The organism is Streptomyces lunaelactis, from assembly GCF_003054555.1.
In the GTDB taxonomy this organism is placed as follows: domain Bacteria; phylum Actinomycetota; class Actinomycetes; order Streptomycetales; family Streptomycetaceae; genus Streptomyces; species Streptomyces lunaelactis.
Window position 1 is genome coordinate 1,773,663 of the sequence record NZ_CP026304.1, and the last position, 18,080, is coordinate 1,791,742.

The 18,080-nt window shown below is 71.0% G+C and carries 21 protein-coding genes and 1 tRNA gene; 12 read left to right on the forward strand and 10 right to left on the reverse strand.

Translation table 11 applies throughout. The features are described 5' to 3' along the window. Positions 1-97: 97 nt before the first annotated feature. Together SLUN_RS07840 and SLUN_RS07845 are read left to right on the forward strand one after the other, a co-directional pair. Positions 98-1,081 (forward strand): aldo/keto reductase, encoded by a 984-nt coding sequence (locus SLUN_RS07840; RefSeq protein WP_108147808.1) that lies wholly within the window; start codon positions 98-100, stop codon positions 1,079-1,081. Further along, positions 1,066-3,264, forward strand: a complete 2,199-nt coding sequence (locus SLUN_RS07845) for a helix-hairpin-helix domain-containing protein (RefSeq protein WP_179955312.1) — start codon at positions 1,066-1,068, stop codon at positions 3,262-3,264. Before SLUN_RS07840 ends, SLUN_RS07845 begins: the two co-directional genes overlap by 16 nt. A 76-nt stretch (positions 3,265-3,340) precedes the next feature. On the opposite strand, the gene SLUN_RS07850 is transcribed toward SLUN_RS07845, so the two are convergent. Further along, entirely contained in the window at positions 3,341-3,991 is a 651-nt protein-coding gene (locus SLUN_RS07850) for a hypothetical protein (protein WP_108147810.1), read from the reverse strand. A gap of 47 nt (positions 3,992-4,038) precedes the next feature. Here SLUN_RS07850 and SLUN_RS07855 point away from each other — a divergent pair, with 47 nt between their 5' ends. Next, complete coding sequence (locus SLUN_RS07855) at positions 4,039-4,227, forward strand: DUF5703 family protein (protein WP_071283078.1); 189 nt, start codon at positions 4,039-4,041, stop codon at positions 4,225-4,227. Between the two features lie 77 nt (positions 4,228-4,304). Here SLUN_RS07855 and SLUN_RS07860 read toward each other — a convergent pair whose 3' ends face one another. The 3 genes from SLUN_RS07860 to SLUN_RS07870 form a co-directional block, all read right to left on the reverse strand. After that, a complete protein-coding gene (locus SLUN_RS07860; RefSeq protein ID WP_108147811.1) occupies positions 4,305-5,117 on the reverse strand; it encodes a chaplin in 813 nt (270 codons plus the stop codon). 144 nt (positions 5,118-5,261) lie between these two features. Next, positions 5,262-5,495, reverse strand: a complete 234-nt coding sequence (gene chpH, locus SLUN_RS07865; RefSeq protein ID WP_108147812.1) for a chaplin ChpH — start codon at positions 5,493-5,495, stop codon at positions 5,262-5,264. Between the two features lie 166 nt (positions 5,496-5,661). Beyond that, on the reverse strand, positions 5,662-6,996 hold the full coding sequence (locus SLUN_RS07870) for a M20/M25/M40 family metallo-hydrolase (RefSeq protein WP_108147813.1): 1,335 nt from the start codon (positions 6,994-6,996) through the stop codon (positions 5,662-5,664). A gap of 186 nt (positions 6,997-7,182) precedes the next feature. Between SLUN_RS07870 and SLUN_RS07875 the strand changes: the two genes are divergently transcribed. Together SLUN_RS07875 and SLUN_RS07880 are read left to right on the forward strand one after the other, a co-directional pair. Beyond that, a tRNA-Leu gene (locus SLUN_RS07875) sits at positions 7,183-7,270 on the forward strand. A 70-nt stretch (positions 7,271-7,340) separates the two neighbouring features. Continuing rightward, positions 7,341-8,270: an RluA family pseudouridine synthase gene (locus SLUN_RS07880; RefSeq protein ID WP_108147814.1), complete on the forward strand. Its 930-nt coding sequence runs from the start codon at positions 7,341-7,343 to the stop codon at positions 8,268-8,270. On the opposite strand, the gene SLUN_RS07885 is transcribed toward SLUN_RS07880, so the two are convergent. From SLUN_RS07885 to SLUN_RS07895, 3 genes are all read right to left on the reverse strand, one after another. Beyond that, positions 8,255-8,893, reverse strand: coding sequence for an MBL fold metallo-hydrolase (locus tag SLUN_RS07885; protein ID WP_108147815.1), 639 nt, complete (start codon positions 8,891-8,893; stop codon positions 8,255-8,257). The genes SLUN_RS07880 and SLUN_RS07885 overlap by 16 nt on opposite strands. Beyond that, positions 8,893-9,978 (reverse strand): S-(hydroxymethyl)mycothiol dehydrogenase, encoded by a 1,086-nt coding sequence (locus SLUN_RS07890; RefSeq protein WP_108147816.1) that lies wholly within the window; start codon positions 9,976-9,978, stop codon positions 8,893-8,895. Before SLUN_RS07890 ends, SLUN_RS07885 begins: the two co-directional genes overlap by 1 nt. Before the next feature lie 116 nt (positions 9,979-10,094). Beyond that, positions 10,095-10,796, reverse strand: a complete 702-nt coding sequence (locus tag SLUN_RS07895) for a FadR/GntR family transcriptional regulator (protein ID WP_108147817.1) — start codon at positions 10,794-10,796, stop codon at positions 10,095-10,097. Between the two features lie 140 nt (positions 10,797-10,936). Here SLUN_RS07895 and SLUN_RS07900 point away from each other — a divergent pair, with 140 nt between their 5' ends. Next, positions 10,937-11,446, forward strand: coding sequence for a gluconokinase (locus SLUN_RS07900; RefSeq protein WP_108147818.1), 510 nt, complete (start codon positions 10,937-10,939; stop codon positions 11,444-11,446). 100 nt (positions 11,447-11,546) lie between these two features. Here SLUN_RS07900 and SLUN_RS07905 read toward each other — a convergent pair whose 3' ends face one another. After that, positions 11,547-12,179: a cytochrome b/b6 domain-containing protein gene (locus SLUN_RS07905; protein WP_257153687.1), complete on the reverse strand. Its 633-nt coding sequence runs from the start codon at positions 12,177-12,179 to the stop codon at positions 11,547-11,549. Next, positions 12,151-12,816, reverse strand: a complete 666-nt coding sequence (locus SLUN_RS07910) for a molybdopterin-dependent oxidoreductase (RefSeq protein WP_108154581.1) — start codon at positions 12,814-12,816, stop codon at positions 12,151-12,153. The genes SLUN_RS07905 and SLUN_RS07910 overlap by 29 nt, the downstream gene beginning before the upstream one ends. 136 nt (positions 12,817-12,952) lie before the next feature. Here SLUN_RS07910 and SLUN_RS07915 point away from each other — a divergent pair, with 136 nt between their 5' ends. Continuing rightward, positions 12,953-13,384, forward strand: coding sequence for an ASCH domain-containing protein (locus SLUN_RS07915; protein ID WP_108147820.1), 432 nt, complete (start codon positions 12,953-12,955; stop codon positions 13,382-13,384). Positions 13,385-13,458: 74 nt separating this feature from the next. Here SLUN_RS07915 and SLUN_RS07920 read toward each other — a convergent pair whose 3' ends face one another. Further along, the gene (locus SLUN_RS07920) at positions 13,459-15,114 is read right to left on the reverse strand and encodes an FAD-binding dehydrogenase (RefSeq protein WP_108147821.1); all 1,656 of its coding nucleotides are present in this window, start codon (positions 15,112-15,114) and stop codon (positions 13,459-13,461) included. Between the two features lie 116 nt (positions 15,115-15,230). Between SLUN_RS07920 and SLUN_RS07925 the strand changes: the two genes are divergently transcribed. From SLUN_RS07925 to SLUN_RS07945, 5 genes are all read left to right on the forward strand, one after another. Continuing rightward, positions 15,231-15,737 carry an NUDIX hydrolase gene (locus SLUN_RS07925; RefSeq protein WP_108147822.1) on the forward strand — a complete coding sequence of 169 codons (507 nt, stop codon included), beginning with the start codon at positions 15,231-15,233 and terminating at the stop codon, positions 15,735-15,737. Continuing rightward, the gene (locus tag SLUN_RS07930; RefSeq protein ID WP_108147823.1) at positions 15,734-16,129 is read left to right on the forward strand and encodes a YidH family protein; all 396 of its coding nucleotides are present in this window, start codon (positions 15,734-15,736) and stop codon (positions 16,127-16,129) included. The genes SLUN_RS07925 and SLUN_RS07930 overlap by 4 nt, the downstream gene beginning before the upstream one ends. Beyond that, positions 16,126-16,452 (forward strand): DUF202 domain-containing protein, encoded by a 327-nt coding sequence (locus SLUN_RS07935; RefSeq protein ID WP_108147824.1) that lies wholly within the window; start codon positions 16,126-16,128, stop codon positions 16,450-16,452. Before SLUN_RS07930 ends, SLUN_RS07935 begins: the two co-directional genes overlap by 4 nt. Before the next feature lie 137 nt (positions 16,453-16,589). Next, complete coding sequence (locus SLUN_RS07940) at positions 16,590-16,886, forward strand: hypothetical protein (RefSeq protein ID WP_175254950.1); 297 nt, start codon at positions 16,590-16,592, stop codon at positions 16,884-16,886. Positions 16,887-16,987: 101 nt separating this feature from the next. Next, positions 16,988-17,899 carry an MBL fold metallo-hydrolase gene (locus SLUN_RS07945; RefSeq protein WP_108147826.1) on the forward strand — a complete coding sequence of 304 codons (912 nt, stop codon included), beginning with the start codon at positions 16,988-16,990 and terminating at the stop codon, positions 17,897-17,899. Positions 17,900-18,080 lie beyond the last annotated feature (181 nt).

Below are 18,080 nucleotides of genomic sequence, written 5' to 3' on the forward strand. Positions count from 1 at the left end.
GTTCCGGGGACTGTAGCGCGGGTTCGTACGATTCGTCAGGGGGGCGTTGTCCACAGGCTCTCTCGGGGTGGGCCCATGGCCAGTAATCTCAGCGCCCATGGAGCAGAGGCATCTCGGCCGTACCGGCCTGCGTGTGTCCCGGATCGGGCTCGGCACCCTCACCTGGGGCCGGGACACCGATGAGCATGATGCTGCCGACCAGCTGAAGGCGTTCTGGGAGGCGGGCGGGACGCTGGTGGACACCGCCGATGTGTACGGCGGCGGGGATTCCGAATATCTGCTGGGGCAGCTCGTCGAGCGGCTCGTACCTCGGCGCGATCTGGTCATCTCGACGAAGGCGGGCAGCGTGCCCGACCCGGACCGCCGCTTCGACGGTTCGCGTGGGCATCTGCTCGGGGCGCTGGACGACTCGCTGGGGCGGCTCGGGACGGACTACGTCGATCTGTGGCAGGTCCATGCCTTCGATCCGGGGACCCCGCTGGAGGAGACGCTCCAGGCGCTGGACATCGCGGTCAGCAGCGGGCGCGCACGGTACGCGGGGGTGTCGAACTTCTGCGGCTGGCAGCTGGCGAAGGCGGCGACCTGGCAGCTGGCCTCGCCGGGGATACGGACGCGGCTGGCGAGTACGCAGATGGAGTACTCACTGCTGCAGCGGGGAGTCGAGCGGGAGGTGCTGCCGGCGGCGCTCGATCTGGGGGTCGGCCTGCTGCCGTCGTCGCCGCTGGGTCGCGGAGTACTGACGGGCAAGTACCGGCATGCGACTCCGGCGGATTCGCGGGGCGCCTCGGAGCGGTTGGCGCCGTTCGTGGAGCCGTATCTCGACGAAGCGGCGAGCCGGATCGTGGACGCGGTGGCGACGGCGGCGGACGGGCTGGCGGCGACGGCGCTCCAGGTGGCGCTGGCGTGGGTGCGGGACCGGCCCGGAGTGGTGGCCCCGATCGTCGGCGCGCGCAACGCTCAGCAGCTCACGGCCGCATTGTCAGTGGAGGCGCTTAGTCTTCCTCACGAGATCTGCCAGGCGCTCGACGATGTGTCGGCGCCCGTGCACCGCTATCCCGACCAGGACTGGAGCACGCTGTGACTGTGCCTTCCCGGGGGACGCCCCCCGGATCCCCGGCGGAGGACCGCGCCCCCACGGACGAGGCCGCCGCCCCGGCACCGGGCACCGACGAGGTGGCTGCGCCCGCGAGCGCGGACGTCACCGATGACGGTTCGGCCGAAGGGGCGGGCGCTGACGCGGGTGGCGAGGCGGGTGGCGCCGTCGAGGCGGGTGGCACCGACAGGACAGAGCCGGAGAAGGCCGCCGAGCCGTCCGAGGCCGAGGCCGAGCTGATCGCGCAGCGGGAGCTGCGGGCCAAGATCGAGCAGCGGAAGGCCGAGAAGGACGCGCCCATCGAGAGCGGCACCAAGCTGAGCGGGACCGCCGCCGATCTGCTCGCGGCGGTACGGGCGGTGGAGAGCGGCGAGAAGTCCGGCACCGCCTTCTTCGACTCCCCCGCGCCCGCCCCCAGGCGCCCCGCTCCCGCGGCCGCCGAGCCCGTACGGCCCCGGGTTCCGCAGCCCGCACAGGCACCGCGGGCGACCGCGCCGGAGACCGTGACGACCGTGCGGGCGGTGCTCGCCGAGGGCGGGGCACCCGAGTCGCTGGCCGCACAGGTGGCGAGCGCGCTCGGGGAGCGGGCCGCGGACGCCCTGCGCGAGGACCCGTGGCGGCTGCTGTCCGTGCCCGGCGTCCGGCCGGAGCAGGCCGACGGCTTCGCGCGTGCGCTGCTCGGTGCGGAGTGCGGCCCGGGTGACGAACGCCGGGCGGCGGCTCTCGTCGGCTGGCAGCTGGAGCGCGCGGCGCTCCAGGGCCACACCGCACTGGAGTCCTCGTCCGTGCGCGCGGCGCTGGCCGAGCGGTCGGTGCCCGATCCGGACGAGGCACTGCAGCAGGCCATCGCCGAGGGCGCGGTGCTGGTGTTCCAGGACGGCGTCGAGGACGTCGAGCAGGCCGCGGACGGGGAGGACACCGAGGACTCCGAGCAGCAGGCAGTGCCGGTCCTGCTGGGGCTCGACCGGTACGCACTCGCCGAGGAGAGTCTCGCGGACGGTCTGGCGCGGCTGGCCAAGTCCGGTGCGGACGCCAGGTGGGAGGCGGCCGAGCCCACAGAGCTGGTCCGCGCGGTCGCCGCCAGTGGCCTGGTCGCGCATACGGGCGGTGAGGCGGCGCGCGCCGAGCCGGTCGCGCTCGCCGACGCCTCCGGCGCGCTCGGCCTGCGGGCGGTCGTCGCGGTCCACAGCGAGAACGGGAGCCGTCGGCTCGGCCCCGCGGCGGTCACCGTCGCCGGGCTGCTCTCCGGTGCCGAGGGCCCCGGCAGGGACGCGGACGGGGCGTTCGCACTCGACCTTCTCGTCGTGCTGGACGCACCGCAGTTGGACGTCGAGACCGCCGCGATGCTGGTGGAGTCGATGCCCGACAGCAGTCGGCTGGTGCTCAGCGGCGACCCGGGTGTGCTGTCCTCGGCGGGTGCGGGCCGGGTGTTCGCGGATGTGCTCGCCGCCCGGGTCTGCCCGCAGATCGCTTCGCGTACGCCGGACCCCGGCCCGATCGGTGAGCTGGTCTCGGGCATCGGCATCGGCGAGCTGAACCAGGTGGAGGCGCCGGGCAAGGAGGTCGTCATCGTCCCGGTCCGTGACGCGGGCGAGGCGGTCCACCGTACGGTGCAGCTCGTCGCGGACTCGGTGCCGCGGGCGATCGGCGTGCCGACCGAGGAGACCCAGGTGATCGCCGTGGGACACGGCGGCTCCGCGGGGACCCGGGCGCTCAACGCCGCGCTCAAGCAGCGGCTGAATCCCGGGCCCGGCCGGTTCGGCGGCTTCGACCCGGGCGACCGGGTCGCCTACGCACCCGCCCCCGGCCGGACCCTGAGCGGCACGGTCGTCTCGGCGGACGGGGAGGGCCTGCACCTGGACTGCGAGGGCACGCCCGCCGTCGTACCGAAGGAGCGGGTCGAGTCGGCGGTGCGCCACGGCTGGGCGCTGACCGCGCACCAGGCGGCCGGGATGCGCTGGCCCGCGGCGGTCGTGGTGCTGCCGGGGGACGCGGCCCAGGCGCTGAGCCGGCCGTGGGTCTACACCGCGTTCAGCCGCGGCGAACGGCATCTGTCCGTGGTGCACGGAGCGGATCAGGCGCTGCAGCGCGCGGTCGCCGAGGTACCGGCCCAGGACCGCACCACGCGGCTGCGGCCCCTGCTCGAAGGGCTCCTCGCGCCGACGACGTAGGAGGGCCTGCCGATGACCGCACGGCGCGGCCGCCCTCCTTACCGGTGGGCGGCCGCGCCGTGCGGGACAAGCGGCGTCAGGACTCCGCTTCGTCCAGGTCCTCGCCCAGCTCGTCCTCGTCGAAGACCGAACTGACGTCGAAGCGGCAGACGACCCGCTGCGGATCCGCCTGATCGAAGGGCGTACTCAGCCACTCGCCCGGTTCCGGAAGGTCGTCCGAGGCCGACACCCACAGCGTCGAGTCGCCCTCCTCCAGACCGAACTCCTTGTGCCGGGAGGCGATTTCGTCCGGTTCGAACTCGCCGAAGAGCACGCCGAGCGCCGCATGCACGCTCGCGCCCACCACCGGGGCGTTCTCCGACCGGTCGTCATCGGGATCCAGATCTGCGATGCGCTGTGCCTGTGCCAGCAGCCGCTGCGGCTCCACCACCGCGTAGTCCCGGCGGATCAGCACGCTGAGCGAGTTCGGCTCCTCGGGACCCGCGTACGGCGGCAGTGAATCGTCCGCGCCCGGGATCTCGAAAGGAGTCACCTCGTCGTAGCGGTCGTAGAGCCGCTCGTCGTACGCCTCCGCCGCCGCGGCAAGGATGTTGAACGCGTCATAAACGGCCGGGTCGTCCTCGCCCGTGCGGTGTTCGACCGCCTCGAGGTGACGGTCCAGTGCGGCTTTGACCGCCTCGGCGGCGGCACGTACCTCGGCAGCGGTGGGCTGCGCAGCATCAGACATAGTGCAGACGCTATCCGTACCTGGGCTCTGCCCGCACAATAGATGCGATGCCGGAATACGAATTTGTCGACGTGTACGTGCCGCGCGGGGTCTCCCGCAAGGAAGCGACCCGTCTGCTGACCGAACATGCCGAGTACGGACACTGGGAGTTGGACCGACTGAGTCTGCACCGGGACGGCAGCCGCAGGGTGCGGCTGCGCCGGCGCATCATCCGTCAGGTGCGCGCCACCTGGTGAGCGAGTGAGACGGAGCGGGCCCGCATGCGCGGGGCCCGCTCCGTTTTGTACTGATTCCTACCGATGTGGCTGCGCACCTACGCGGAGGCGCGAGCCCGCCGGTACAGCACCGCTCCCGCGAGCAGCAGCCCCGCACCCGCCGGGACGAGCATGTCGAGCGGACCGGTGCCGGTCTGCGCGAGCTGCTCGGCACCCTTGGGCTGGGTGATGGACTGCGCGCCGGGGGTGTTCGGCTCGTACGGAGTGACCGGCACCTCCGGCGCACCCGGCCCACCAGGGGTCCCGGGTCCACCAGGGGTTCCCGGCCCGCCAGGGGTTCCCGGCCCGCCAGGGGTCCCAGGCCCGCCGGGATTGCCCGGCTCTCCGGGGTTGCCGGGGTTGCCTGGATTACTCGGATTTCCGGGCTCCCCCGGGTGACCCGGATTGCCCGGGTTTCCGGGCGGGGTGTCGCCCGTGTCGTTGCCGCAGTCGTTGCCCATGGCGGCGTTGCCGAGGCCGCCGATGGTGACGGCGTTCCCGCAGACGTTCACGGGAACGTCGACCGGCGCCTGGACATGGTTGCCCGAGCCGACGCCGGGAGAATTGCTGGTTCCCCCGCCCGCCTGGGACCCGCCGGCGTGAGAGCCACCCCCGGGCCCGGACCCGGAGGACTCGTTGGCGCAGCGATTGCCGCCGACGGGGTTGAGCAGCGCGACGACATTCACGGTGTTCCCGCACACGTTGACGGGGACGTCCACCGGAGCCTGGACCGAGTTTCCGGACAGTACGCCCGGTGAATTCGACGCGCTTCCGTTTGCCCCCGCATCCGCGTGCGCATAACCGCCGCCGAGAGCGAGTACGCCGCCCGCGGCCGCCATGGTGATCAGGCCCTTGCGAGTGACCTGTCGCATAGGTTGATTCCCGCCTTCCAGCTTCAGGAATACCCCCGGACTTCGGTGCCCGGGGTGGAATGCCCGGGCGGTCCCGGTGTGCATGGCGCGCACTCCGGGACCGCCCGGGTTCAAACCCAAACCCTTACGGGCCGAGTCACAACGTCAGTAGTTGACGCAGGTGTTGCCGAAGGCGGGGTTCAGCAGCCCGATCACCGAGACCGTGTTGCCGCACACATTCACCGGCACGTGGATGGGCGCCTGAATGACGTTGCCGGAGAGCACACCGGGAGAGTGAACAGCAGCACCCTGGGCACCCGCGTCGGCCATGGCCACGCCCGCACCCGCGAGCACCAGACCACCGGTGACAGCCGCAGCAGCGACGACCTTCTTGATCATTATTCCTCCTTGTTGGCAATGCGATCCCAGCCGTGGACCGCACCACCTGTAACGAGGAGGAAGCAGGGGGGCTACGCGCCCAGTGTTCTTTTCACTCTTTTCAGTCAACTGCGTACAGGCTGGCGATTATTGGAGTTTCGTCTCAGCAGATTTCACTCCCGACGGTTCAGCACTGGTCCAGGAATCGGTCAAGCACCCGCACACCGAACGTCAGGCCCTCCACCGGCACCCGCTCGTCCACCCCGTGGAACATGCCCGCGAAGTCCAGCTCCGGCGGCAGCTTGAGCGGCGCGAAGCCGAAGCAGCGGATGCCGAGATCGTCGAAGGACTTGGCGTCGGTGCCGCCGGAGAGCATGTACGGAACGGCCCGGGCGATCGGGTCCTCGGCCTTGAGCGCGACCTGCATCGCGTCGACGAGAGCGCCGTCGAAGCTGGTCTCCAGCGCCTTGTCGCCGTGCACGTCCTCCCGCTTGACCCGGGGGCCGAGCAGCCGGTCGAGGTCGGCCAGGAACTCCTGCTCGTACCCCGGCAGGAAGCGTCCGTCGACATGGGCGGTCGCCTGCCCCGGGATGACGTTCACCTTGTAGCCGGCGCCGAGCATCGTGGGGGCGGCGGAGTTGCGGAGGGTGGCGCCGACCATCTTCGCGATACCGCCGAGCTTGGCGAGCGTCGCCTCCATGTCCTCCGGGTCGAGCGGAGTGCCGAGCGCGTCGGAGAGCTCATCCAGGAAGGACCGTACGGTCTTGGTCATCCTGACCGGCCAGGTGTGCCGGCCGAGCCGGCCGACGGCCTCGCAGAGCTCGGTGATGGCGTTGTCGTTGTTGGTCATCGACCCGTGCCCGGCGGTGCCGTCCACGGTGAGGCGCATCCAGTGCATGCCCTTCTGGGCCGTCTCGACGAGATACAGCCGCAGTTTCTCGTTGACGGTGAAGGAGAAGCCGCCGACCTCGCCGATCGCCTCCGTCACGCCCTCGAAGAGATCCGGGTGCTTGTCGACCAAGTGCCGTGCCCCGTAGGTGCCGCCGGCCTCCTCGTCGGCGAGGAAGGCCAGGACGATGTCGCGCGGGGGCTTGCGGCCGGTGCGCAGCCGGTCACGTACGACCGCGAGTGTCATCGCGTCCATGTCCTTCATGTCGACCGCGCCGCGGCCCCAGACACAGCCGTCCGCGATCTCGCCGGAGAAGGGGTGATGCGTCCAGTCGTCGGCGTTCGCCGGTACGACATCGGTGTGGCCGTGGATGAGCAGCGCCGGCCTGGAGGGGTCCTCGCCCTCGATCCGGGCCACTGTGGAGGCGCGGCCCTTGTGGGACTCGAAGATCTGCGGCTCGAGCCCGACCTCGGCGAGCTTCTCCGCGATGTACTCCGCGGCGGCCCGCTCTCCCGGGCCCGAGTGGTCGCCGTAGTTGCTCGTATCGATCCGGATCAGCTCACGGCAGAGGTCGACGACCTCGTCCTCACCCGAGACGGGCCTGGTCTTGTCAGCCCTGTTCGACTCGCTCACGCTGATTCCTCCCACTGTCGCTGCTGGTGGTTCCCCCTCATCCTCCCGCGCTGGGCCCGGTACCCCAAGGGCGACTGTCCGCCGCCATGCGGCCGTCTCACCGGACCGGGGCGTGATCGAGCACAGTCGAATGTTTGCTATGGTTTTCCACGTCGGAACGGCCCATGGCCGGGAGACAGACACCTTGTCCGGGTGGCGGAATGGCAGACGCGCTAGCTTGAGGTGCTAGTGCCCTTTATCGGGCGTGGGGGTTCAAGTCCCCCCTCGGACACCAGCAAGATCCCCACGGATTCCCGTGGGGATCTTTTCGTTGGGCGAACGTCGCTGGGCATAGGGTCACGTCGGTGAGACGCAGACACCACGCCCCGCCGGCGCCGCTCCCCCAGCGCCACGGGATCGACCCGGTGCGGCTGCGGCTGCCCGCCGATCCGGACGGGCTCTGGGAGACGGTGGGCGACCATCTCCTGTGGCGGTACGCCGACGCCATCGGGGCCGGGACGGTCGAGGCGATGTTCCGGGAGGGGCGCATCGTCGGCACGGACGGTCCGGTCGCCGCCGACGAGCCGTACACCGCGGGCCGGTTTCTCTGGTTCCACCGGGACTTCGCCGCCGAGGAGCGCGTCCCGTTCGAGATCGGGATCGTCCACCGCGACGAGCGGCTCGTGATCGCCGACAAGCCCCACTTCCTCGCGACCACTCCGCGCGGCCGGCACATCACCGAGACGGCTGTCGCCCGGCTGCGCCGCGATCTGGAGCTGCCGGAGCTGCAGCCCGCACACCGGCTCGACCGGCTGACGGCGGGGCTTGTGCTCTTTGCCGTGAGGCCCGGGGACCGCGGCGCGTACCAGACGCTGTTCCGGGACCGGCAGGTGCGCAAGGAGTACGAGGCGGTGGCGCCGTACGACCCCGCGGTGGCGCTGCCTCGTACCGTACGCAGCCGCATCGAGAAGGAGCGCGGCGTGCTGGCCGCCCGCGAGGTGGCGGGCGAGCCGAACAGCGAGAGCCGGATCGAGCTGGTGGAGCATCGCGGCGGGCTCGGCCGGTACCGGCTGCTGCCGGCCACCGGCCGTACCCATCAGTTGCGGGTCCATATGAACAGCCTGGGGCTGCCGATCCTGGACGACCCGCTCTATCCGCTCGTCCTGGAGGCCGAGCCCGACGACTACGCCCGTCCCCTGCAACTCCTGGCGAGGGTGCTGGAGTTCACCGACCCGGTGACGGGAGAGCCGTACCGCTTCGAGAGTCGGCTGCGGCTGACTCAGTGGCCACGTTGAATCCATTCCTGCAGGTGGTCAGACTCGTCGCCGATTGTGGTCGGGTCGCCGTGGCCGGTGCGCACCACCGTCCGCGGCGGCAGCGTGAGCAGCCGGCCGCGGATCGAGTCGATGATCGTCGGGAAGTGCGAGAAGGACCGGCCGGTGGCACCGGGGCCGCCCTGGAAGAGCGTGTCGCCGGTGAAGACCGTGGACAGCTCGGGGGCGTGGAGGCAGACGGCGCCGGGGGCGTGGCCGGGGGTGTGGAGCACGCGCAGCCGGGTGCCGGCCACCTCCAGCTCCTGGCCGTCGGCCAGTTCGCCGTCGGGGGCGCGCCCGGGGTGCGTCTGCTTCCACAGCGGCAGGTCGTCGGGGTGCAGCAGGATGGGCGCGCCGGTGGCCGCGGCGAGCGCGGGGGCGGCGTCGATGTGGTCGTTGTGGGCGTGGGTGCAGACGATGGCGCGCAGCGTACGGCCGTCCAGTGCGGCCTCGATGGCTTGGGCGTCGTGGGCTGCGTCGATGACGATCGCCTCCCGCTCGTCGCCGACGATCCAGACGTTGTTGTCGACGTCCCAGGTGCCGCCGTCGAGCGAGAAGGTGCCGGAGGTGACCAGGTGGTCAATCCTGCAGTTTCGGGGGTTCATCAGAGCTGCACCACCGAACGCAGTACGTCGCCCTCGTGCATCCGGGCGAAGGCCTTCTCGATGTCGCCGAGTCCGATGGTCTCGGTGACGAACGCGCCCAGGTCGATGCGGCCCTGCTGGTGGAGGTCGATGAGCATCGGGAAGTCGCGGGGCGGCAGACAGTCGCCGTACCAGGAGGACTTGAGGGCACCGCCGCGGCCGAAGACGTCGAGGAGCGGCAGTTCCAGCTTCATCTCGGGGGTCGGAACGCCGACGAGGACGACCGTGCCGGCCAGGTCCCGGGCGTAGAAGGCCTGTTCGTACGTTTCGGGGCGGCCGACCGCCTCGATGACGACGTCCGCGCCGAAGCCTCCGGTGAGTTCGCGGATCGCCTCGACGGGGTCGGTGGAGCGGGAGTTGACGGTGTGCGTCGCACCCATCGCCTTCGCCGTCTCGAGCTTGCGGTCGTCGATGTCGACGGCGATGATCCGGGCCGCGCCCGCCAGGCGTGCGCCGACAACGGCGGCGTCACCGACGCCGCCGCAGCCGATGACGGCGACCGAGTCGCCGCGGCCGACCTGGCCGGTGTTGATGGCGGCGCCGATGCCGGCCATCACTCCGCAGCCCAGCAGGCCCGCGACGGCCGGGGAGACCGCCGGGTCGACCTTGGTGCACTGGCCGGCCGCGACCAGGGTCTTCTCGGCGAAGGCTCCGATGCCGAGTGCCGGGGAGAGCTCGGTGCCGTCGGTGAGGGTCATCTTCTGCCGGGCGTTGTGGGTGTCGAAGCAGTACTGCGGGCGGCCCCGCCGACAGGCACGACAACGGCCGCACACAGCACGCCAGTTGAGTACGACGAAGTCGCCGGGAGCGACATCCGTGACGCCGTCGCCGACCGACTCCACCACGCCCGCGGCCTCATGGCCGAGGAGGAAGGGGAAGTCGTCGTTGATCCCGCCCTGCTTGTAGTGCAGATCGGTGTGGCAGACCCCGCACGCCTGCACCTGCACCACGGCCTCACCGGGGCCGGGATCGGGGACGATGATCGTCTCGATCCGTACCGGCTCGTTCCTGCCGGGCGCGATCACGCCTTGCACCTGCTGCGACATCGAGAACCTGCCCTTCTTCGCACGTAAACCGACCACCACTATGGACTGTCACGGCGACTGACGGCGACGGGAACGGCCCTCTCCCGCGGGGGCCGTTGCCGCGGCCGCGGGACCTCTCAGGGCGCCAGCACATCCAGTTCGGCCAGCGCGCCGACGGTGATCTGGCGGGTGATCTCCTCGGCCCGGGCGGCGTCGCCCTCGCGGACCGCCTCGGCCACCTGGACATGCAGGGTCACGGCCGCCGGATCGGGGTCGTCGAACATGACCTGATGGTGGGTCCGGCCTGCGAGGACCTCGGCGACCACATCGCCGAGCCGCGCGAACATCTCGTTGCCGGAGGCGTTGAGCACCACGCGGTGGAAGGCGCTGTCGTGCTCCAGATACCCCTCGACCTGGTGTCCGCGCGAGGTGGCGACCATGCCCAGCGCGCACTCGGTGAGCTCGGCGCACTGCTCAGGTGTGGCGTTGCGGGCGGCGAGCCCCGCCGCCACCGGCTCGATGGCCGAGCGCAGCACGGTCAGTGAGCGCAGCTGGCGCGGGCGGTCGGTGCCGGCCAGTCGCCAGCGGATGACGCGCGGGTCGTAGACGTTCCACTCCTCGGCGGGGCGCACGGTCACGCCGACCCGGCGCCGGGACGCCACCAGGTGCATCGACTCCAGGACCCTGACCACTTCGCGTACGACGGTGCGCGAGACGTCGAAGCGCTGCGCCACTTCGTCGGTGCGCAGGACGCTGCCCTGCGGATACTCGCCGGCCGTGATCGCGAGGCCGAGGGTGTCCAGAACGTGGGTGTGGAGCCCCGGGCCTTCTGTGGTCATGCGACAAGACTACGGGCCACGGTTCGACAACGAAAAGTATGACGTTTATGTCTCAACATCTTGAATACGTCATACCTAATGGGTTTCAGTAGCGCGACGGACCGATGTCGACGAAGACAGCGCAGACAGCGAGGCACGTAATGAGCACCCCCCACGTCGTCGTGGTGATGGGCGTGGCAGGGACCGGCAAGACCACGATCGGCCCCCTGCTCGCCGACACCCTGGGCGTCCCGTACGCCGAGGGAGACGTTTTCCATCCCCCGGCGAACATCGCCAGGATGTCCGCCGGCATCCCGCTGGACGACGCGGACCGGCTGCCCTGGCTCGATGCCATAGGGCAGTGGGCGCACGGCCGGGCGGGCCTCGGCGGAGTGGTCGCCTGCTCCGCGCTCAAGCGGGTCTACCGCGACCGGCTCCGGGCCGCGGCGCCGGATGCCGTCTTCCTCCACCTCACCGGCGACCGGGCGCTCATCGAACAGCGGATGTCCGAGCGCAAGGGGCACTTCATGCCCGCCGCGCTGCTGGACTCGCAGTTCGCCACGCTTCAGCCGCTGGGAAGCGACGAGGCGGGCGTCGCCGTCGACGTGTCCGGCACCCCCGAAGAAATCATCGAACGGGCCGTCGCCTCGCTGCGCCGGCTCGAGAGCTGAGGAATCGCCACCGTGACCAGTCTCAGCGTCGGGACGCCGGCAGCGGACGCCACCGAAACGATCACTCTCCGTGACCGGTCTCGGCTTCGTCCTGCTGCTGTCACTCGTCCTCCAGCCACAGCGGGTGTTCCCGCTTCGCCCAATGGCGCTCGACCGACCCGGTACGCATCCCCCTGCGTGACTCCGGGTCGGCGAGCGCCATTGCGATGTGCCCAGCGAGCACGATGCCGACGGCCAGCGACAGCCAGTCGTGGATGAAGGTCGCGCTCGTCCGCCACACGATCGGGGCGAGCGAGGTGAACCACATCAGCAGCCCGGTGCCGAGCATCAGCAGCACGGCGCCGGCGATCCACGCCGCGTAGACCTTCTGCCCGGCGTTGAACTTGCCAGCCGGACGGGACTCGGCACGATGGTCGCGCCGCCGGGCCGCGCGCAGCCAGGTGCGGTCGTGCGGCCCGAAGCGGTTGAGCCGGCGCAGATCCTTGCGGAAGGCGCGCGAGGCGAGACCGAGCAGGAAAGGCGCGGGGAGCAGGATCCCCGACCACTCGTGGACGGTGACCACGAGATGGCGGCGGCCGACGAGTTCGGCGATCTGGGGTACGTAGAGCGCGGCCGCCGTCGCCACGCACAGCAGCATCAACCCGGCGGTCGTACGGTGCACCCAGCGCTCGGCACGGCTGAACCGCCGTACCCGCGCGGGCCGTTCAGACGGTGGGGGTGTCACTGCGGCCATTGGACCGGCCGACCCAGGCGTCGACGTCATATCCCCGCTCCTCCCAGTAACCGGGCTGTACGTCGGAGGTGACGGAGATCCCGGAGAGCCATTTCGCCGACTTGTAGAAGTACATGGGCGCGACATAGAGCCGGACCGGACCGCCGTGGGAGTGAGTGACCGGCTTGTCCTGCATCTGCAGGCAGACCAGCACATCGTCGCGGCGGGCCTGCGGGAGGGTGAGACTCTCGCTGTACGTGCCGTCGAAGCAGGTGAAACGGATCGCCTTGGCTCCCGGGCGTACGCCTGCGGCGTCCAGCAGCAACGAGAGCTTGACGCCGGCGAAGGGGGTGGAGGGAACCCGCCAGCCGGTGACGCACTGGACGTCCCGCACGACGCGGGTCTGCGGCAGCCTGCGCAGGGCGTCGAGGGTGTACGTCGCCGGGCGGTCGACCAGTCCGTCCACCTTCAGCCGGTAGTTCTGCTCGTTCTTGTGCGGTACGGAGGAGGCGACCGAGTAGTAGCGGAAGCCGCCGCCGTTGGGCAGCAGCCCGGTCAGACCGGTCGGGTCGCTGCCGGCGGCCGAGCCGAGGAAGGATTCGAGGCCGCGCTGCAGATAAGGCGCGGCGGCGAAGCCGGCCGCGCCGAGCCCGAGCATGGAGAGCACCAGACGGCGGCCGACGGGCACGCCCTCCGTATCGGAGTGGTGTGAGGTCACCCATCGATTCGAACACTCCGGGCTCCGAGAAGCCAGGAGAAGCGGGGGCACGTCAGACTTCCGTCACACTCGGCGCATGAAGAACCGTGACTCGGAGGACCGTGAACAGCTGAAGCCGTTCCTGCTGGCCTTTCCCGGGCCGCTGCGCGACCAGCTGGTGGCCGCAGTGCTGTCCGGCCGGAAGGTCTCGACGACCGGGCTCCTCGCGGAGTACGAGGCGGAGAACGAGGAGCTGCCGCCGGTCGGCGAACGGTCGGCGCTGATCGACTCGGAGGGCCGCGAGGTGGCGGTGATCGAGCTGACGGAGGTGCGGGTACTGCGGCTCGGCGAGGTCGATCTGCAGCACGCGCTGGACGAGGGCGAGGGGTACGGGTCGGTGGCGGAGTGGCGGGCGGCGCATGAGCGGTTCTGGCAGGGGGAGGAGATGCGGGAGGCGCTGGGGGACGGGGGGTTCGTGGTGGACGACGAGACGTGGGTGGTGGCGGAGCGGTTCCGCGTGTTGCGGTGACCGGGGGGCGTTCCCCTACTGGATACTCCAGCCTCGCCTGCGATTGAGGCGCGGGGTCCGGGGCAGAGCCCCGGCTACGCCACCGCCCTCGCCGCCGCGCGCCCCGCCGCCCGGCCCGAGAAGATGCAGCCTCCCAGGAACGTGCCCTCCAGCGAGCGGTAGCCGTGCACCCCGCCGCCGCCGAATCCGGCGGCCTCGCCCGCCGCGTACAGACCCGCCAGCGGCTCGCCGTCATCGCCGAGTACCCGCGAGGACAGGTCGGTCTCCAGACCGCCGAGCGACTTGCGGGTGAGGATGTTCAGCCGGACGGCGATCAGCGGGCCCGCCTTCGGGTCGAGGATGCGGTGCGGCGCCGCCGTGCGGATGAGCTTGTCGCCGAGGTACTTGCGCGCCCCGCGGATCGCCGTCACCTGGAGGTCCTTTGTGAACGGGTTCTTGATCTCCCGGTCCCGCGCGGTGATCTCGCGCCGCAGTTCCGCCTCGTCGATCAGCGCCTCCTTGGTGAGCGCGTTCATGCCCCGTACGAGCGCCGAAAGGTCGTTCTCGACGACGAAGTCGACTCCGTTGTCCATGAAGGCCTTCACCGGGCCCGGCACATCCGCCCGCGCGCGCCCGATGACGTCGCGGACCGACTTGCCCGTCAGGTCCGGGTTCTGCTCGGAGCCCGACAGCGCGAACTCCTTGCCGATGATCTTCTGGTCGAGCACGAACCAGGTGTAGTCGTGGCCGGACTTCATGATGTGCTCGAGCGTGCCCAGGGTGTCGAAGCCGGGGAAGAGGGGGACGGGCAGCCGCTTGCCGCGCGCGTCCAGCCAGAGCGAGGACGGCCCCGGCAGGATCCGGATGCCGTGCTTGGCCCAGATCGGGTTCCAGTTCTCGATGCCCTCGGTGTAGTGCCACATACGGTCGCCGTTGATGCGGCTCGCGCCCGCGCGCTCCGCGATGCCGAGCATCAGCCCGTCGACGTGCGCGGGGACGCCGGAGAGCATCTTCGCGGGCGGGGTGCCCAGCCGCTCGGGCCACTGGGCGCGTACGAGGTCGTGGTTGCCGCCGATGCCGCCCGAGGTGACGATCACCGCCTGCGCCCGGAACTCGAAGGCCCCCGCCACCTCGCGGCTGCTCGCGGTGCCGCGCTCGGCGTCGGAGGCTTCGAGTACCTCGCCGCTCACGGTGTCCAGCGCGCCCGCGCTGCCGGTCAGCCCGGTGACGCGGTGGCGGAACCTCAGCTGGACGAGGCCGCGGGCGACGCCCTCACGGACCCGCCGCTCGAAGGGGGCGACGACGCCGGGGCCCGTCCCCCAGGTGATGTGGAAGCGCGGTACGGAGTTGCCGTGCCCGGTGGCGTCGTAGCCGCCGCGCTCGGCCCAGCCGACGACCGGGAAGAACCGCATGCCCTGGGCGTGCAGCCAGGACCGCTTCTCGCCGGCGGCGAAGTCGACGTACGCCTCGGCCCACTTGCGCGGCCACCGGTCCTCGTCACGGTCGAAGCCGGCCGTGCCGAGCCAGTCCTGGTACGCCAGCTCCCGGCTGTCCTTGATCCGCATCCGGCGCTGCTCGGGCGAGTCGACGAAGAACAGCCCGCCGAAGGACCAGTGCGCCTGCCCGCCGATCGACTGCTCGGGCTCCTGGTCGAGCAGGATGACCTTGCGCCCGGCATCGACGAGCTCCGCGGTGGCCACCAGGCCCGCGAGCCCTGCCCCGATCACGATCACATCAGCGTCGTACGCCATGGGTTCCATCCTTGTCGGGGAGCCGGACTGCGATGGCTCTGATCTTCGGTACGGGCCAGTAACTCGTCAAGGTGTCGGCGGAGCGCGGCTGTCCGACCCGGTGATTGGATGGGGTCATGACCCCCGCTGACGAAATCCTGGACATCGTCGACGAGAACGACGAGGTGATCGGCCAGGCCCCGCGCGGCGAGGCGTACGCGCGCGGGATGCGCCACCGCTGCGCGTTCATCCTCGTCAGGAACGCGGAGGGCCGGATCTTCGTCCACCGGCGGACCTCGACGAAGCTGGTCTTCCCTTCGCTGTACGACATGTTCGTGGGCGGAGTCGTCGGCACGGGCGAGTCGTACGACGCCGCGGCGCTGCGCGAGGCGGAGGAGGAGCTCGGGGTCTCCGGACTCCCCCGGCCCGTGCCGCTGTTCAAGTTCCTCTACGACAACGGCGAGCACAGCTGGTGGTCGGCGGTGTACGAGGTCCGCTGCGAGCTGCCGGTACACCCTCAGGCGGAGGAGGTCGCCTGGCACGACTTCCTCCCCGAGGAAGAACTCGAACGGCGGCTCGGCGAGTGGGAGTGGGTGCCGGACGGCCTGGCGGCGTGGCAGCGGCTGCGGGAGTCGGGCCTGTGAGCGACTTCGTGCGGAGCCTGCGGCTGTGGTTCGCGCCCCAGCGTGTGAGCGAGGAGGGCGAGACCCCCGACTACCGGTTCTCGCTCGCCAATGAGCGGACCTTCCTCGCCTGGCTCCGTACGGCTCTCGCGCTCATCGGCGGCGGCTTCGCCGTCGACCAGTTCCTGCCCGATCTGGCCTGGGGAGTACGCGCCGGAATGGCGCTGGGGCTGCTCGGCGCCGGGGTGCTGTGTGCGTTGCGGGCGGTCAATCACTGGGTGCGCTGCGAGCGGGCGATGCGGCGCGGCGAGGACCTGCCCGTCTCCCGGTTCCCGACCGTGCTGAGCCTGGTGGTCGCGGTCGTCGCGGTGGCCATGGTGGTCGTCGTGCTCTTCGGCTGGGAAGGGCGTTGAACACGGACGCCGTTGCCCCGGAGCGCGATCCGGGGCTGCAGCCCGAGCGGACCCGGCTGGCCTGGCGCAGGACGACGCTGGCGTTCACCGTGGCGGCGGTGCTGGCGGCCAGGCAGGTGGCGGGCGGCGATCTGAGCGCGGCCGGGTTTGTCGCGGTGGCGTGCAGTGCGCTGGTGTGGCTGGGGTTTCTGCGCGTCGCCCACCGGCGGGTGCTGGCTCTGGGCAGCGGGCCGAGGCCTCCGGCGATGTCGGTGCCCGCCGCGCTGGCCGCCGTGGCCTGCACGGTTGCCCTGGCAGGGTTCGCCGTGGCGATGGTGGTCTGACGGAGAGGGGCCTGGCGGTCCGTGGGGTCATCGTGTTCTTCCCGGGCGTGGCACAGAGCCTGGAAGGGTGCGGAGCCGGTCTCGAGGACTAGCCTGCGAGGGACAGAAGGCCACGAATCACACCAAAGGTGAGCCTCATGACCGTTCTCCACCACGAGCACCCCACGCACGAGCACACGCACGGCCCGGCCTGCGGACATACCGAAGTCCGGCACGGCGACCACGTCGACTACGCGCACGACGGCCACCTCCACAAGGAGCACTCCGGGCACTGGGACGAGTGCGAGCCGGGCGAGCACATCGCGCACAGCGGTCACGTCCACGATCACGGCCCCGGCTGCGGGCACCCCGCCGTGCAGCACGGCGACCACCAGGACTACGTCCACGAGGGACACCGGCACGCCGAGCACGACGGGCACTGGGACGACCACTGAGCACGGTCCTCGCCCACGGGGCCCGGGCCCCGGCTTCCCCGGCGCCATCTCCAACTGGCAGTCTCCTACTGACCAGTTCGGCCTTTACTCGGGGAGCTCTGTTGTCCGCCACGGATCCGTACACCGTCCGGCTCACGCCTGAAGCGCACGCCTACGTCCAGCCGGACGGCGGCTGGTGCCTGAACAACGCGGGATTCATCAGCGACGGGGAATCGACCATCCTCATCGACACCGCGGCCACCGAACGGCGGGCACGGGCGCTGCGCGAGGCGGTCCTGGCGAGCGGCGTCCCGCTCCCCCGTACCGTCGTCAATACGCACCACCACGGCGATCACACGTACGGCAATGGCGTCTTCCTGCCAGAGGCCATGGTGATCGGGCACGACTCCTGCCGCAGCGAGGTGCTCGCGGCCGGCCATCAGCTCCATCTGATGTGGCCGCAGACCGACTTCGGCGACATCAGGATCACCGCGCCGACCGTGACGTACAACGACCGTCTCACCGTCCACGTGGGAGACATCGAGGTACGGCTCATCCACCCCGGCGTCGCGCACACCATCGGCGACACGATCGTGCATCTGCCCCGGCAGCGGGTGGTCTTCACCGGGGACCTGATCTTCCAGGGCGGCACACCCTTCGTGCCCATGGGCTCGCTGAGCGGGTCCCTGCGGGCCCTGGAGGTACTGCGCTCGCTCGACGCCACGACGGTGGTCCCCGGACACGGCCCGATCACCGGCCCGTCCGCGTACGAGGCCACGGAGCGCTATCTGCGGTACGTCGCCGAGCTGGCCCAGGAGGCGTACGGCAAGGGGCGCACCCCGCTGGAGGCGGCGCGCGAGGCGGATCTCGGGGTCTTCGCCGAACTGCGGGAGAGCGAGCGGCTGGTGGCGAATCTGCACCGGGCGTACGCGGAGCTCGACGGGAAGCCGGCGGGGTCGCCGCTCGATGCCGTGGCCGTGTTCGCCGACATGGCGGCGATGAACGGCGGCGTACCGGTGGCCTGCCACGCCTGAGCGCGGCCCGCACCCGGGCGGGCCCGACGCCGCAGGCCCGACCCGACAAAGGGCCCTTCGAGGCGCGCTCCTCCATGTGAACCTCGCCCACGGATGTGACCCCCGGACTGTGATCCAGGCCCGGGTTCGGTGAGCACGCTGGACGACATACCGACTGGTCGGTCATCATGGGCGGGATCCG